The organism is Paenibacillus anaericanus (assembly GCF_003994475.1).
Classification (GTDB): domain Bacteria; phylum Bacillota; class Bacilli; order Paenibacillales; family Paenibacillaceae; genus Fontibacillus; species Fontibacillus anaericanus.
Genome location: NZ_RZNY01000007.1, coordinates 1 through 15,962, shown reverse-complemented (window position 1 = coordinate 15,962; position 15,962 = coordinate 1). Strand labels below are relative to the sequence as shown.

16 protein-coding genes are annotated in these 15,962 nt (G+C 43.3%); 13 read left to right on the top strand and 3 right to left on the bottom strand.

All coding sequences use genetic code 11. The features are described from left to right. Positions 1-109: 109 nt before the first annotated feature. From EJP82_RS10215 to EJP82_RS10165, 11 genes are all read left to right on the top strand, one after another. Complete coding sequence (locus EJP82_RS10215) at positions 110-532, top strand: thiol-disulfide oxidoreductase DCC family protein (protein WP_127191961.1); 423 nt, start codon at positions 110-112, stop codon at positions 530-532. Between the two features lie 162 nt (positions 533-694). Beyond that, complete coding sequence (locus EJP82_RS10210; protein ID WP_127191960.1) at positions 695-1,849, top strand: AAA family ATPase; 1,155 nt, start codon at positions 695-697, stop codon at positions 1,847-1,849. Then, positions 1,839-3,065 (top strand): TadA family conjugal transfer-associated ATPase, encoded by a 1,227-nt coding sequence (locus EJP82_RS10205; protein ID WP_127191959.1) that lies wholly within the window; start codon positions 1,839-1,841, stop codon positions 3,063-3,065. Before EJP82_RS10210 ends, EJP82_RS10205 begins: the two co-directional genes overlap by 11 nt. Positions 3,066-3,075: 10 nt before the next feature. Next, entirely contained in the window at positions 3,076-3,876 is an 801-nt protein-coding gene (locus tag EJP82_RS10200; RefSeq protein WP_127191958.1) for a type II secretion system F family protein, read from the top strand. 15 nt (positions 3,877-3,891) lie between these two features. After that, a complete protein-coding gene (locus tag EJP82_RS10195; RefSeq protein WP_127191957.1) occupies positions 3,892-4,767 on the top strand; it encodes a type II secretion system F family protein in 876 nt (291 codons plus the stop codon). A 55-nt stretch (positions 4,768-4,822) separates the two neighbouring features. Continuing rightward, positions 4,823-5,017: a Flp1 family type IVb pilin gene (locus tag EJP82_RS10190; RefSeq protein ID WP_127191956.1), complete on the top strand. Its 195-nt coding sequence runs from the start codon at positions 4,823-4,825 to the stop codon at positions 5,015-5,017. Next, entirely contained in the window at positions 5,018-5,671 is a 654-nt protein-coding gene (locus EJP82_RS10185; RefSeq protein WP_127191955.1) for a pilus assembly protein, read from the top strand. Positions 5,672-5,716: 45 nt separating this feature from the next. Beyond that, positions 5,717-7,942 (top strand): Tad domain-containing protein, encoded by a 2,226-nt coding sequence (locus tag EJP82_RS10180; protein ID WP_127191954.1) that lies wholly within the window; start codon positions 5,717-5,719, stop codon positions 7,940-7,942. Continuing rightward, entirely contained in the window at positions 7,911-8,885 is a 975-nt protein-coding gene (locus EJP82_RS10175; RefSeq protein WP_127191953.1) for a pilus assembly protein, read from the top strand. Before EJP82_RS10180 ends, EJP82_RS10175 begins: the two co-directional genes overlap by 32 nt. A 108-nt stretch (positions 8,886-8,993) precedes the next feature. Then, a complete protein-coding gene (locus tag EJP82_RS10170) occupies positions 8,994-9,500 on the top strand; it encodes an A24 family peptidase (protein WP_246054035.1) in 507 nt (168 codons plus the stop codon). Positions 9,501-9,517: 17 nt separating this feature from the next. Then, a complete protein-coding gene (locus EJP82_RS10165; protein ID WP_246054034.1) occupies positions 9,518-11,278 on the top strand; it encodes a DUF6382 and FHA domain-containing protein in 1,761 nt (586 codons plus the stop codon). A 43-nt stretch (positions 11,279-11,321) separates the two neighbouring features. Here the strand turns inward: EJP82_RS10165 and EJP82_RS10160 are convergent, their stop codons facing one another. Together EJP82_RS10160 and EJP82_RS10155 are read right to left on the bottom strand one after the other, a co-directional pair. Then, a complete protein-coding gene (locus EJP82_RS10160; protein ID WP_425464332.1) occupies positions 11,322-12,239 on the bottom strand; it encodes a TIGR01777 family oxidoreductase in 918 nt (305 codons plus the stop codon). 99 nt (positions 12,240-12,338) lie between these two features. Next, a complete protein-coding gene (locus EJP82_RS10155) occupies positions 12,339-12,806 on the bottom strand; it encodes a DUF2621 domain-containing protein (protein WP_127191951.1) in 468 nt (155 codons plus the stop codon). 885 nt (positions 12,807-13,691) lie between these two features. Between EJP82_RS10155 and EJP82_RS10150 the strand changes: the two genes are divergently transcribed. Together EJP82_RS10150 and purU are read left to right on the top strand one after the other, a co-directional pair. Beyond that, positions 13,692-14,804: a deoxyribonuclease IV gene (locus EJP82_RS10150; protein WP_127191950.1), complete on the top strand. Its 1,113-nt coding sequence runs from the start codon at positions 13,692-13,694 to the stop codon at positions 14,802-14,804. A 49-nt stretch (positions 14,805-14,853) separates the two neighbouring features. Then, positions 14,854-15,753 carry a formyltetrahydrofolate deformylase gene (gene purU / locus EJP82_RS10145; protein ID WP_127191949.1) on the top strand — a complete coding sequence of 300 codons (900 nt, stop codon included), beginning with the start codon at positions 14,854-14,856 and terminating at the stop codon, positions 15,751-15,753. 90 nt (positions 15,754-15,843) lie between these two features. Here the strand turns inward: purU and EJP82_RS10140 are convergent. Then, positions 15,844-15,962: IS3 family transposase (locus EJP82_RS10140; RefSeq protein ID WP_148125749.1), on the bottom strand; the 119-nt coding region annotated here is incomplete at its 5' end.

Here is a 15,962-nt window from a genome sequence, read left to right as displayed (position 1 = left end):
GGGCAATGAATACTGATAGGCACGGGGAATATTCCTCGTGCTTTTTTCATTTCACATTTTATTGACTTATAGAGTTCGTTATAATGGTTATGTGGAGGTGTTATCGTCAATGGATATGGAACGTTCGGAGCCGGATGCTGTTATATTGTTTGACGGTGTTTGCCACCTATGTCAAGGTGTAGTCAAATTCTTGATTAAGCGCGATCCTACGGGCCGTTTCCATTTTGCATCCCTACAATCTGAGGCCGGGCGTCGGCTGTTGGAGGAGAAGGGTGTGCATGTGGAACATTTGGGTACCATCATAGTATTAGAAAAAGACAACTACTATATTCGCTCGACTGGAGCGCTGCGTATAGCGAAGAGACTACGTTTTCCATGGCCGCTGTTATATGGATTGATCATCGTACCACGTTTTATTCGGGATGCGGTGTACCGCTTAGTTGCTGCAAACCGTTATAGGTTTTTTGGTAAGGATGAGACTTGCCTTGTTCCCACGAAGGAGCTCAGTAAACGTTTTTTGAAGGATGGCTAAAGCATAGGTGAAGTAATCCAATAATGGGACTTGCTTGACTGTAATAACTATGTTATTCTAACTGTAAATTTAAGGAATTGAGAGCGGAAGCACCGTTCAAGAACCGATATTCGGTTTTTGAGCGGTGCTTTTTTTGCATGTTCTCGAAAGGATAGTGATGGCATGGTTCCAATCAGACTCGTATTGGCTGTTCGAGATGAACAGTACATTGAGCCCTTCCTGCATTATGTTCTTTGTAGTGATTTTCAAAGGAGATTGGTTGTAACAGCGTTCAGCAGACAAGATGCTTTTTTACGCTACATGGAAGAGTCCGGTGATCTTGTGCATGTTGTATTGGCTGAGCCTTACTTCATAGGAGATAAATCTAGTCAGGATGCCCGTCAGATTCCTTGGATTTGTCTTGGAGAAGAAGGAGTAGAGAAACATTTCATAGGAAAGTTACCGAAGTATCAGCCACTACACTCGTTGTTGTCGTCCGTTCTAGATTTATACAGAGGAGGAGGACAAGCGAGAATACCTACTGAAGGAAATTGTCCTGTTATAGGAGTATATTCTACCCTCGGTGGTTCGGGGAAGACAACGGTCGCATTGAATATGGCAAAACAGTTGGCAATGCAAGGAAAGCGAATGTTTTATTTGAATTTAGAGACGGTGAATGCCGGACTCCTATTTCAGGGAGAGACTCGCGCTGGGAGTCAGCGTGCTGGACTCGCTCGACTTCTATATGACCTTAAGGGAGATGAACAGAGGCAGCAGACAGTTATGCCTTCGGTTTCAACCTATGCGCTCAAACATTCAATTTTGCAAAGTGATACATTTGGCCCAGTAGATAATCTAAATGAAATTCTTGAGATGGAAGAGCAAGATACGATCAAGTTGATGGATTACATTGCTGATAGTGGTCTCTATGATGCTGTAATCGTGGATACCGATTCATCTCCAAACAGTAGGAGTAGGGCGGTGATGAAAAGGTCAGACAAATTAGTGTGGCTACTAACGGATGATTGGAGTGGTATGCAGAAGACGGAACTTTGGTTGGCCCATCTGGAGCGGTCTAATTCAACATTATTCAACTCGATTATGGGTAAAACATTTTTTGCTGTAAATCGATATTCTGGGGAGATGTCAGCTGCTTTGCCAAGAAAAGGGATGACCGTGGAGGCAACTCTTTCTCACATCTCTTCATGGAACCCAGGCATACAGCAGGGAGCTTTACTTCACTCGCCCCTATTTCAACGTGATGTGCTGAGGTTATGCCGTGATGTATTCAACAATAGAGAGTTTGTGGGTCAGGGAGGGCGAGCGGGTGACAGATGACTTGTTTACACACCTGCGGGGCGAGATTCGCTGTGGTCTTGATGTAACCTATTCGTTAAGTGATGATCAATTGCTGGACTACATCGAACGGCGTGTGCTGGAAGAAGACAAGTTGGCTGATTTAACGGCTGCGGATAAACGGAAATGGGTGCGAAGATTATATGATTCATTTCGTGGTTTGGATGCATTGCAGCCACTTGTAGATGATCGATCTGTGACTGAGATTATGATAAATAGCCATGAGGAAATCTTTGTTGAGCGAGATGGAGAGGTCTATCGTCTTCCTACGAAATTTGAATCTAGAGAGAAACTTGAAGACATTATTCAAAGTATCGTTTCAGGAGTGAATAGGGTAGTCAACGAATCATCGCCCATTGTGGATGCGAGACTAAAGAATGGTTCACGGGTCAACATTGTGCTTCCACCTGTTGCACTAAAGGGGCCGACTATGACGATTCGTAAATTTCCAGATCGACCTATGACGATGGAGCAGTTAGTTGCTTGGGATTCACTCAGCACGGAGGCAGCTGCATTTCTTCAGACGCTGGTTCGAAGCAAATACAATATTTTTATAAGCGGTGGTACGGGGTCCGGTAAGACCACATTCCTCAATGCACTCTCCCAATACATACCACCCGATGAACGGATTATTACAATCGAGGACTCAGCAGAGTTACAAATAGTCACCGTTCCTAATCTGGTATCGCTCGAGACACGTAACGCGAATACAGAAGGTACAGGGGAGATTTCCGTAAGGGACTTAATCCGTTCTTCTCTTCGGATGCGGCCTAATCGGATCGTTGTGGGTGAAGTCCGGGGTGGAGAGGCTCTTGACATGCTACAGGCGATGAACACTGGACATGATGGATCCTTATCTACTGGGCATGCAAACGGGACTGCAGACATGATCAGTAGGTTGGAGACGATGGTATTAAGTGGGGCGGAATTGCCGCTGGCGGTTGTTCGTGGACAGATTGCGTCGGCGATCGATATCTTTGTTCATTTATCTAGACTTCGTGATCGTTCTAGACGGGTGACGGAAATCTCTGAAGTAGCTGGTATCCAGGGTGGGGAGGTGATACTTAATCATCTTTATGTTTTCAAAGAGGAAGCGGAGATCGAGGGTAAAATCGTCGGTCGATTGACTGAAACGGGCAATAGACTGCTGCATGACGATAAGCTGCGGATGGCGGGGATGACTTCTGGCAGCATCTGAGGGGAGGAGGATGGGTATGAAGGCATTGTTAAGGCGACAGGGGACAAGCGTAACTAGTTCCCTGGGGAAGCTGCCAGATTATAAAGTTTATGTTCTTTCTGTGAGGCAGAAGTGGGCATGCTTGCTAGCCAGTGGCATAGGGCTCTACTGTATAGGCTACGTTTTTTTTCATTCATTTTGGTTCGCGCTAGTCATGACGGGGGGTGCGGCCTTTATACCAAAATATTGGAGTCAATATTTGCTGAGCCGAAGAAGGGATGCACTCAGTCTGAACTTTAAACAGGCACTCTATTCACTATCTTCTTCACTCGTGGCAGGGCGCTCGGTGGAGAATGGATTCCGGGATGCGATTGAGGATTTAAGGCTTTTGTATCCGGGTGGGGACAACGATTTAATGATGGAACTCGGGATTATTTGTACGAGGTTGGAATACGGCCAACCAATTGAAGTAGCACTACAGGATTTCAGTGACCGAGCGGGGAGTGAGGACATAGGAAATTTTGCAGATGTATTTACAACGTGTAAGCGTTCGGGAGGGGATCTCGTAGAGATCATTAGAAGGACCTCGGCCATTATTAGCGAGAAGCTGGAGATTAGTCAGGAGATCGGCGTCATGATTGCTCAGAAACGATTTGAATCCAAGGTAATGATGGTTTCTCCGTTGTTCTTTCTTGTATTTATGGATATGTCTTCTCCAGATTATATGTCACCGATGCATAGTGGTATAGGATTGGTGATCTCGGCTGTAGCGTTGTTAGTTTTTGCTTTATGTGCCTGGCTAATGATGAAGATTATGGACATCAAAGTGTGAAAGGAGTGGATATAAATGATGTGGTTCACGGGAGGCCTCTTGCTCGTGATGATATCGGGATGGGGACTCTTATTCATACGCTCAATTGGGCAATATGGCGATAGTGCTGGAATGGTTATGGAAGGACTGAGACTTCAAAAATTAGCACCGCCCATGTTGTATTTGCTTATGTTGATCTCTTTGTCACGCAGGTGTCCCATTTTTTTCTACAAAATACAACGATCCGTACAGAAAATCTGCGGAGACCGCCGTAGTGGTGAATTCACACTGCTATTTCTAGCCGAAATGCTCACTTATAGCTGGTTACTGCTAACCTCGGGATGTTTATTCTCTTTGCTCATGGGTGGGGATAATACCGTGCTCATAATGGGAACTGCACTTGCTGTTCTGCTTCCGGCCGCTCTATTGAATGATCTTCATCGAAAAGTAGTTAAAAGAGAGCATGAGGTAATTCTGGAGTTACCGGAACTACTAAATAAAATCATACTGCTAGTCGGGGCTGGATCCACGGTTCAGCAGGCGATCAAACAATGTCTTGAACGAAAACGTGGGGAAGAGAGTCACCCTTTGTACCGTGAACTATTTCAAATGCAACGGGAGTGGGAGAGTGGGGATTCTTTTCAACAAGCATTAGAGGGATTCAGTAAACGTTGCGGGATCCAGGAGGTGTCTGCATTTACTACTTCGGTGTTACTTAATTTTCGTCGTGGGGGTAATGATTTTGCTCTGGCATTACATGAATTGTCCCACACACTATGGGAGAAGCGTAAGGTGGTTAGTCGGACGCTGGGAGAGCAAGCATCTTCGAAGCTTATGTTCCCGATGATGTTACTGTTTTTAGTCATCATTGTATTAGTAGGCGCCCCAGCGTTTATGATCATGGACTTGTAATTTGAGAGAAGAGGGTCACTATTCATTTATTTTATCTATTTAGGAGGGGTATCTAATGTTGGAAATGATTCGTGTAAAGGCCAAGGGATTATGGCGTAATGAAGATGGGCTTGGGATGTTAGAAATGATATTGATTATTGCGGTGATTGTGATCATCGCGGTTATATTCAGAGATCAGTTGAAAGAGATTGTTGAGAATTTACTTGGTAAGGCGTCGAGTAAGACAGATGAATTTATGGACGGGAACTAGATGAATCTATTTCGAAATCGGGAAGGAAGTTTCACGCTGGAAGCCTCACTAGTATTCCCGACTATCTTCACCTCCATATTGATAATGTTGTTCTTCTGTTTGTATTTATATCAGAATGTGCTGCTTGGTCATATGGCAACCGTAGCGGCAGAACGGAGTGCTTACACCTGGGATAACAGTCATCGTAGTCCTCGGACGGGAGCCTTCCAGATTGAAGAACGCGATTCCTTATATTGGCGAATGAGTGATGATGGGATGATGCAGGCGCTATTTGGATGGGGTGGTCAATCTTCACCTTCAATCTTGCAATTACCTAGTGGAGTTAATTCTGATAGTCCATTGCCCCTGCAGAAGTTAAGCCATACGGGTGGCGAAATTCCGCAAGGGGTCAATGGAGTAATGCGATATGACAATAAATTATTATTTCGTAAAATCACGGTCTCCATGAACCGACTTATACCTTTTGCACCCTTGGAGCGAGTGATTGGTGATGTGACGCAGAGAGGCAAGTCCACTTCCTACATTGTTGAAGCGGTAGAGTGGATTCGTATTGTGGACTTGGCACGATATTATGGCGCGAAATTCAAAGGTTCTGGAAAAGATCATGTAGATAAGAACGAGGCAGGTGATGCGCTCGAAATGTTTGGCAAATGATCAAATAAATTTGTGCTGACTTAAGGGAGGGGGAATCTAATCAGAATGTTTATTAGAGACAGGTCAGAGAATGGTGCAGTAACGATTTTTCTAATTGTGACCTTCACAGTCATTTTTGCATTTGTTGCGATCTTCATTGACTTCGCTCGGATGTATGCTCTGCAGACGAAGGCGGAAGCGCTAACTCATGCCGCAGCTCGCTCCCTCCTGTCAGCCTTTGATAAGGAGCTAGTAGAGCAATACGGTCTATTCGCGTATGGAGAGACGGATGAGAATTATATTATGTCTAAAGTGCTGCAGGATAACTTCGATCTTGCGGTTCGAAGCGATGATCTACCCTTACTGAGAGCAAAATTGGACTCATCCTCTGTTGAATTATTACGACCACTCGGGATATATTCTGTTTTTGAATCGCAAATACGAGAGGAAATGAAGTATAAAGCACCTATCGATTTTGCATTAGATATCATAAATCGATTCAAGCCGATGGCACAGGTAATGAAGGAGACGTCTAATACGGTAGATTTACTTGGTAAATTACAGAAGCTGTATGACAAAAGAGAAGCAAAGCTTGATGAGTTGCTAGACAAACAAAAGAAGGCAGCGTTGACTGTGGAATCATTATCGTCATTGTTACCACGCTCTCCTTCTCTTTCTCTATCCGATGAGTCTGTTAGTGGTATACCTCGGACTGCTGCTGATCTGGCATCGCAATATGCTGATTATCAGAGCATGGTTGAAGCAGATCGTGAACGAGAATTGTTGGAACGAGTGCACGGTATGAGTATAGGATTTTATCAACTTGGCGCATCAAATATCTTCAGCGAAGCGGGACGGTCCATAAGGAATGCGCAAGTAAAACATCGGGATTCCTTGGCGAATGCTAGGAATTTGTTGAAGGAAGTTTCGGAAATTAATGAACAGATGAAAGTGATTATCGAGCAATCAGAGCAAAGATCAGCACAAGATGGCTATAATTCTGTATCTGAAGGGCAGAGTACCGGAGGCAAAGAGAATGTTGTTGGAAATCAAGAAATCGCAAAAATACGTGAGCAAAGTCGATCGTTATTACTTCCAGATGATTTAATTGCAGATTTTAAATCTGATATTGATGGACAAGCCTTACAGTTGACTCAACTACAAAGTGAGATGAGTTCTATGCTTGCTGAAGAGAGCTCCGTAATGTCGGCCTCAGCATCGAGTGGCTCGCTGAAGTCGGTTGTAGTGACAGCAAGTCGAGAAGTAGATGTTTTCTTGCAGAAATATGTCGATCATGGATCTAACAATATATTGGAGGAAAATGCAGCAACACTTGAGAGATATCGTTCATATGATAATGAACGCAAACAACTAGAGAATCAAGCCGGAGCTAAATTAAAGGACGCGAGCAACATACTTACCCAACTTAAGGAACTAAAGAATAAATTGAGTCAATATCAGGAGCAATTTGATCAATTGGAATCTTACTTCAGTGAAAATCGAACACTTAATCAAGATGCCTCTTCCGCGGAAGGAACGGAAGGATCTTCATTATCACAGGATCCATATGACGCTGGAGAAGATGCTATGGGAAGTATGGACACCTTTTATGGTGGATTATCCGGTGTTATGAGTGGAATGTCTGATAGTTGTTTTCAGAGTGAATATATCGCTAATTATTTTCAATATTTTGATGTGAGCACACTGGATGAGCTGCTGAAGGGTAGCGGTACTGGGAAGTTGGAAGCTTTAAGTGAACAATTTGCTTATGATAAGCAGGAAGTGGAGTACATACTGTACGGATTCAATAATCCAACTGGAAATATCGCAGCTGCGTATGGGGAGATTTTCACTATGCGCCTAGCTATCAGAACAATGGAAGGTTTTATTAAGAACGTAAATAAAGGAAACCCGCTGCTCATTCTGGTCTCTGCTCTACTATATGGGGTTGAGAAGGCGATAGAGGACATGGTGACTCTTGCCCAGAAGGGGAGTATCCCACTTAGTGATTTTATGAAGATTGAATTAACGTATAAAGATCATTTACGAATCTTTCTATTCTTACATGGAAGGAGCGATAAGAGGTTATCACGTATGCTCTCCATTATTCGTATGGAAACCGGAATTAATCCGGATGAGAGAGCAACGTATGCGAAAGGGGAAGTTACTACAGCAATGACTTTGTGGTTCTTACCTGGTGTCGCCAAAGCCATGGGATCGGTTGGGGCATTGAATGGGAGAGTGGAAGGAAGCCGATATTATGTCGATAAACAAGCGGACTTCTCGTACTAAAGAGATAGTGGGATCAAAGGGGAGTATTGTGCTTGAGGCTGCCCTGGTTATGCCAGTATTTATAATCGTTGTGTTTTTCTTTATCTATATGGTTCAGATGACTCTACTAACAACGCAAATGAATACGGTGGCTTCTAATGCAGTGAAACTCGTCTCTTCACATATTTACCCAGTAGCGTTAGCAGTGGAGGCGCATGCCAAAGAGAATGTGAATGAGAGTGAGAATGCATCTAACCTTAAGATACCCAAGCTATCATTAGTGGACTGGGCCGATCAATATGCAGCTGACTTACCCTCCCCGCTAAATGAATGGATTAGAGAAGCTGCAGTTAAAGGAGACGAACCACTTCAGGATTTGAAGAATAGTGTGCTCGAAAGTGTACTTGATCCGGTGATGAAACCTCTGTTGCACCCTTTTCTTGAAGGAACATTGCTTCATGAAGAGCGACTGCATGTCAGTCGTGTAACCGTTCCTGATTTAAGGACAGGGAGTAATCCCTATTTTGGAATAGAAATTAGTTATGAATTGCCTATCAAAGTACCTTTTACGAACCGGAAATTGGTACTTCAATCGAGAGCCGAGGAGCGTCTGTGGATTGGAGATACCGGAGAACTAAATGAGAATGCCGGAGAAGGGGAGGTAGAGCAAGGACAATATGCCGTAATTCTCTCCAAACCCGATCCAGCCTACGCAGGGCATAAGGCTAATGTCTCTGCAAAAATTGAACCCGGTACAACAGCCAAGCTAACTGTATATTACAAGAGTGGTACCAGTAAGGCTAAATATCTTGGGGAAGCAACCGCAGATGCTAGTGGAATCGTAGATTGGGAGTGGCTGGTCGGTGGGAACACTACGCCTGGAACATGGACGATCGTCATCGAGACACAGGAGGGGTTACGTACAACAGAGGTATTTGATGTAGTCAGTCCAAACAACAAATAGTGTAATCATGGAAGTAACGCTAACAAAACTTAGCGTATGCTTTCGAGGCAGTTTTGTACGAACCGTAATCTTTGAAGTAACGCTACAAAACTTTAAGGGGGATACGATGTGGAATATTGGGCTTGGGGTTGTTTTCTTTTGCTTATTATCGCATTCATAACTGATATCAGGTCAATGAAGATACCAAATGTGATCACGGTGAGCGGTATGATTCTTGGAATCTTAGTTCATACATTGTTGGAAGGAAGTGCGGGAACTGTTTTTGCACTCAAAGGGTTTGGTGTCGGTTTTGGACTGATGATGATCCTTTACTGGGTAGGAGCTGTAGGCGGGGGCGATGTGAAGCTATTCGGTGGGGTTGGCGCATGGTGTGGTATGAGTTTAACTCTGTCCACGATGATGTACTCTATCTTTGCTGCTGGATGTATTGGTTTGATCATTTTGATTTGGAGAAGGGAAATGTTTACTAGGGTACGTGGAGTTCTAAATAGCGTGCTTGGAGCCGTCATTCTGAAGAGCCTATTGCCGATCCAAGCGAATGCCAAAGGGCATCTGCAGTTCCCGTTCATGCTTGCTGTGCTGCCAGGTGCTGTCATGGCGTTCTACTATTTCTAAAGTAAGGGGGAGAGCTAATGATGGGTTTACATGTTGACTATGTCAGGGATGGCGGAACATTTATGATTTTGAGAGCGGAAGGTCATATAGAACCCCAACGGATCAATCTGGTACAGAAGGAGATGCTGATGTCAATTTCTGTACCTGGATTATTGCGGCTGGACATTCGAGAAGTAGATTACAAGGTTAGTCTTCACTATGATATTACGGGCAGAAGAATGTTATCTCAATGTTTGAAGAGCGATAAGATGAGTATGCCGGAGTTTTACAGCCTCCTTCTCCAGATCATTACTGTGTTGGATGATAGTAAAGGATATATGTTATCTCCGGGAAATTACATTTTGGAAGAGGAGTTTATTTTTGTAGAAGAACCCTTAACTAGCGGTATACTCTATCTCACCTATGTTCCATTGAAGGAACCTTTAATTGTAAATCCGGTTCATATCATGCTGTTGGGTTTGATCACAAGACTCATGACAAGTATCTCGCATATGGAGGGTAATGGAATCCAGAAAATATTATCCTTTTGTCGGGATGACTTATTCTCTATTCCGGCATTAAAGAGGATGCTAATTGAGTTACTGGCTGATGATGAACCAACAGTGCGCCATAAATCTAGCCATGAGTTACAGATGCAAAGTAAATATGAGGAATCTAGAGCCGTAATAAAAGAATATTTACCATCGTATTCCCAATCGGCAGTTGCTAGTGAGAGAGTTGGATTAGAGTATAGCTCCCTTAGGAGAAATGAATCTAACGAGTCTCCAATATGGAAGACTCCGCAATTATTTCATTCTGATGATAATGATACACTTGCGGATTCAGATGAAAGTGGTTCGGACTCTCCCAAGCATTTTTATTACATAGTTGGAGCAATACTTATCGATGCATTATGCTGGAAGCTTCTATACTTAGATCACCCTGTAAGCTTGAATTTATATATATGTATGGGACTGACTCTTGTATTTGGTGTTGCCGTTCTGCTCATAAGAGCAGGTAAGCTACAGCTACCAGTGCAAGGAATGGCTACGCAGTTAGCCCAATCTAATTCAACTAATTTCGATGATCAAGATCAGAAGCAGGAGGAGATAACATGGAAGGGCAAGAAGGGCCAGCGGGGCAAGCCGAAGGTAGCAGACTTTGATGAAAAGTGGAGATGGAATGACGTGGGGGACGTCACTTTCCCTAATGCTCCAAGAGAGAATCCACAAAATGCGCATAAACAGCAACCGCAATCACCTCGACTAACTCAGGAAGCCTATTCAACTCAGATTGATTATCCAACTTACGTATCGAATCCTATCCAAGAACCCTATCCAGCTCAGATCCCTTACGCAATCCCGAAGGAGAAATACAATGACTCGGTAGTAGGAATAGAAATAGGGCCCCCTGTTAACCCAGCAACTGTATTACTGAAGAGACCTATGGTTCAGGATCGGGATAGTTATTCTTTGCCTCTGCCAGCGACGCTTAGCTATTTGGAACGTTATGACTCCACAGGAGGAGGAACTCAGCGTATTGCTCTGAAGACGGGAAGTTTTGTGATAGGTCGGTCGGAAGAAATTGTTCAGTATGTGGAGAAAGCAGTAGGTGTATCACGAGCTCATGTTGAGCTGATGATTACGACAAACGGTTGTAGCCTGAAAGATCTGGGTTCTAAAAATGGCACCAAACTAAAAGGAGAACTTATTGCTCCCTATAAAGACTATCCACTAGAGGCGGGAGATGTGTTTTCGATCGCAGATACTTCCTTTAAGTGTTGCAAAGAAGGAATGTAATCAGCCAAACCAATGGATTTTCTGTATGAGATTCTTCAATAGGCTACGATTTCATTTTCAGATCGACTAACGCTTCATGCAATGTAGGATAGGTAAATTCAAAGCCGTAACGCAGTGCGGTATGTGGCATCACTTTCTGGCCTTCTAGTAGGAGCGAGGACATGTCCCCTAACGCAGTTTTTAGAAAAAATTCCGGAAGCGGAAGCCAGTTCGGTCTATGGTATATAGAACTGATAGTATTACCGAATTCATTATTGGTGACGGGATTAGGACTAACCGCGTTAACTGGACCGGCGACATCACGGTGGGAGATACAAAAGTCGATTAAAGAAACCAAATCCGAAAGGTGAATCCACGGAATCCATTGTTTTCCGCTTCCTATTCGGCCTCCGATTCCGATTTTATAGGGAAGAGCCATGAGCGGATAGGCACCGCCGTTATTTCCGAGTACAACACCTGTCCGAAGTTTAACCAGACGAATGTTTTGAAAACCATGATCTGCAGCATTCTCCCACTGTCTAGTCACATTCGCCAAATAATCATGGGAGGAAGTCTTTGAATTCTCGTCAAACTCCTCCTCAAGAGAAGTTCCATAAATCCCTACAGCAGACCCCTGTATAATGACCTCCGGTTTGCAGTCTAAAGATTTAACCCAGCGTGCAACCGACTCTGTGGCTGTCAATCGCGACTTCAAAATGTTCACCTTGGCGCTAGGAGTCCAACGTTGATTGATAGTGGCACCGGCTAGATTAACCACTGCGCTCACGTCGTGTGGGGAATTCACATTATTCTCAAGCTCATTCCATGTTAAGTAGGAAAGTGCAGGTTCTTCTTGAGCAAGCATTCTTTTTGTTTGTTTTCGCGTTACAATGATAACTTCATATCCCTTTTCCAACCAAAATGACATTAATGCACTACCAATAAATCCCGTTCCTCCGAAAATGACGATCTTCAATATCATCTTCCTCCCTTGAGCTAGACCGAATTGTATTAATAATAAAAAAACATCCGTCCACTGACTGAATCAAGAATGTCAGGGCCGGATGGGAAGTTCGGTAATTTATTTGTTCAGCAGATGTTGATAAGGACTATAATCGATTTGATTCTTCTCTAAGAAACGAACGAGAAACTTATTATCTCTCTGAGGTGTCGCAACGATATAACCTTTGATGCAGTGGTCTCGAGTCACTTCTTCCGCGCTATCTTGTAATGCGATTTTGCCGATTTCGGCGGCAATGGAGTGTTTGGCAATATCTCTGAACGCACTCGGAACAGGTGCCACGAGTAATTCGAGGAAGGATTTAGCGTCATCCGTCCATAAATGACGACTTTTCTCTACCCAATGATTCTGCCAATCGAGTTTGGACATACCATCAGCCTTAGGAAGCACCTTTATGAATTTACGAAACATAAAGAATCCGCCAATCGTCATGGCTCCAAGCATGATAAATCCCCAGAACACAATGGAATTCATAAACCAACGATTTGGTCCAGACGTGGTAAGCGTGTACAAAGTAGAGTGCCACATGGTTATTATCACCTCATCTATACTCTTATAACACCTCAATCTGATAAGAAGTATACCTTATTTCAAGATTATTTTCGAGAGTTCATATAGGATGTCAATGACAATTATTACTATACACCCCAGAGGAGATAGTGCAGGAAGAAAAAGTAACTTTATTTGAAACGATTCAAGATAGTGAAACGTAGAACTGGGTATAAGGAGCATCTTGGGAAGCATTGCCTGACCAAAGTTAGGATCTAGTGATGAATGTCATGGGTACAGCTTGATTACAGGCGACGAGGGCAACTTATAGCGCATCTTGAATCGGCCTTACCGTATTCAGCGGGGGTTACGGTTCAAGATGCGAATGTTATAAGAATATAATCAACCCGGAAAAGGGCAGAGATAGTGGAACACGCTTGAATAATCGAGGGTGTTTTTTATTTTTCCAGTGATAAAGTCAGTGAAGCCCTAGTTAACCTGAATAGAAGAACTAAAAAAAGAACGCTCAAATGAGCGTTCGTGCATTTCATTAGCAAGGAAAATTCGGAGTATTCTGAATGGGTTGAATATTTTGAGTGTTCCGATTGTTCCGGTTCCGTTGATTCTTTCGATGTCTACAAATAACAATCGCTTTTTGTCCAGGATGGAGTCTTACTACTATTACTTTTTTTCTCGAAGACATAATGATAACCTCCTTTTTTTATACAATTTATGATCCTCAAACCATCTTTGATTGGACGGGCTAACGGATGTAAATAGATTGAGAGATAAGCCAATAAGAGTAGTGAAAAATTTTTTAGTTGAGGAAAGATACTTTGGACTACATGCCTTCGTTTTTCAACTCACCTAGATTATTTTCGTTATTGAGGATAAAATAAGAGGTGTTTAGAAGGAGGAGATTAAATGTTAAAAATAGGTTCACATGTTTCGTTCTCAGATAAAGGGTTGTTAAGCGCAACAGCAGAGGCTGCTTCTTACGGTTCCAACTCATTCATGATATATACTGGAGCACCGCAGAATACACGGCGTAAACCCATAGAGTCGATGTTTATCGAAGAAGGTAAGACCGCCATGGGGGCTGCAGGAATTGATGAGATCGTCGTTCATGCACCATACATTATCAATCTGGGTTCATATAAGACCAATACCTACGAGCTAGCAGTTGACTTCCTGCAGGAAGAAATCCGTCGTACGCACGCACTTGGTGTCCGCAACATTGTGCTTCATCCCGGTGCATTCACGGACAAAGATGCGGAGTATGGTATCGATAGAATTGCCGCAGGTTTGAATCAAGTGTTAAATGGTACGAATGAAACCGATGTTAACATTGCCTTAGAGACAATGGCTGGCAAAGGTACTGAAATAGGCCGAAGCTTTGAAGAGCTTGCTGCGATTATTAATAAGGTAGAGCATAATGAACGATTGACGGTATGTTTGGATACTTGCCATATTCATGATGCGGGCTATGATATTGTAAATGATCTGGATGGAGTGTTGCGTCATTTTGATGAGACTATTGGACTGAACCGGATCGCCGTAGTGCACATTAATGACAGCAAAAATCCAGTTGGGGCGGGCAAAGACCGCCATACACCAATTGGATCAGGTTGGATAGGTTTCGAAGCTATCCATGCTTTGGTTCATCATGAAGCGCTACAAGGTAGACCTTTCATTCTAGAGACACCTTGGATTGGTAAGAATCCTAAGACTCAACGTCCGATGTATGAAGTGGAAATCGCGCTTCTTAGAGGACAAGTTGCTGAACGACTAGGAGCTACATTCGTGGCAGAAGTTGAACAGCTAAGTGAATTCTTTGCTAAGCGTGATCTTCAGCAACGTGCCTTTGTATTAGATACTTGGGATCTTCTTAAAAACGATGCCAAGGCTAAAAAAGCGGATCCACGTGAACCGTTAGAACGACTATATGATCTTGTGATGGAAGCAAATCTATTCCCAGATCACTCAGAGGAACGAGTGAATCAACTTCTGGTGGCGTGGTTGGCTGCTAGAGTTTAATATTTAACGTAATAGAACTCACAATGATGCAGGGGGAATGGAGAGAAAGATGGATACGCATATAAAGGCAGGCGGAAGACCTGTCAAACCTTATGAAAATAATCGTGCTCGGATGTTAATTTCATGTCCGGATGGACCAGGTATTGTAGCAGCGGTTTCACACTTTCTGCATGAACATGGCGCTAATATTGTACAATCGGATCAGTATACGATGGATCCAGAGGGCGGAATGTTCTTCATGCGGGTGGAATTCGATCTTGATCTGCTGGGGGAGAAGCTTGTCGCATTGGAGAAAGATTTCTCCGTAATTGCAGATAAGTTTCAGATGAAATGGAATATTCATCAGCTAAGTTACAAGAAGAAACTGGCCATCTTTGTCTCCAAGGAAGACCATTGTTTGGTGGAACTACTATGGCAATGGCAAGCAGGTGATCTGGATGCTGAGATTTCGATGGTTATCAGTAATCATCCTGATATGAAGGAATTTGTAGAGTCTTTCGGAATTCCTTATCATCATATCCCGGTAACAGCGAATACGAAGTTAGAAGCGGAGCAAAGACAACTTGATCTCGTTAATGGTAAAGTCGATCTCATCGTACTCGCCAGATATATGCAGATCGTATCCCCGGCGCTAATTGGACCGTATCGCAACCGGATTATCAATATTCATCACTCCTTCCTTCCTGCATTTGTGGGTGGTAAACCGTATGCTCAGGCATATGAACGCGGTGTAAAAATTATTGGCGCAACCGCTCACTATGTGACGGAAGAGCTAGACGGCGGTCCGATTATTGAGCAGGACGTTCAGCGCGTAAGTCACCGTGATGATGTTAGTGAGTTGAAGCGGATTGGTCGAACCATTGAACGTGTTGTATTGGCCCGGGCAGTGAAGTGGCATATTGAGGATCGGATTCTCGTTCATCAGAACAAAACGGTTGTGTTTAATTAGTTAAAATAAGATAGATAAATCTTAGTCAAATACCGCCACAGCAAGGCATCTGTCTTGAAGTGACCCCCTAAAGTTAGACAGGTTATTTTATTAGGCAATTTGTTGGGCATGAGTTCGGTACTGTACCGGACTCATGCCTTTTAGTTTTGCCTTAATTCGCTTGTTGTTGTAATAATGGATGTATTTTGATAGCTCTTGTTTAAAATGTG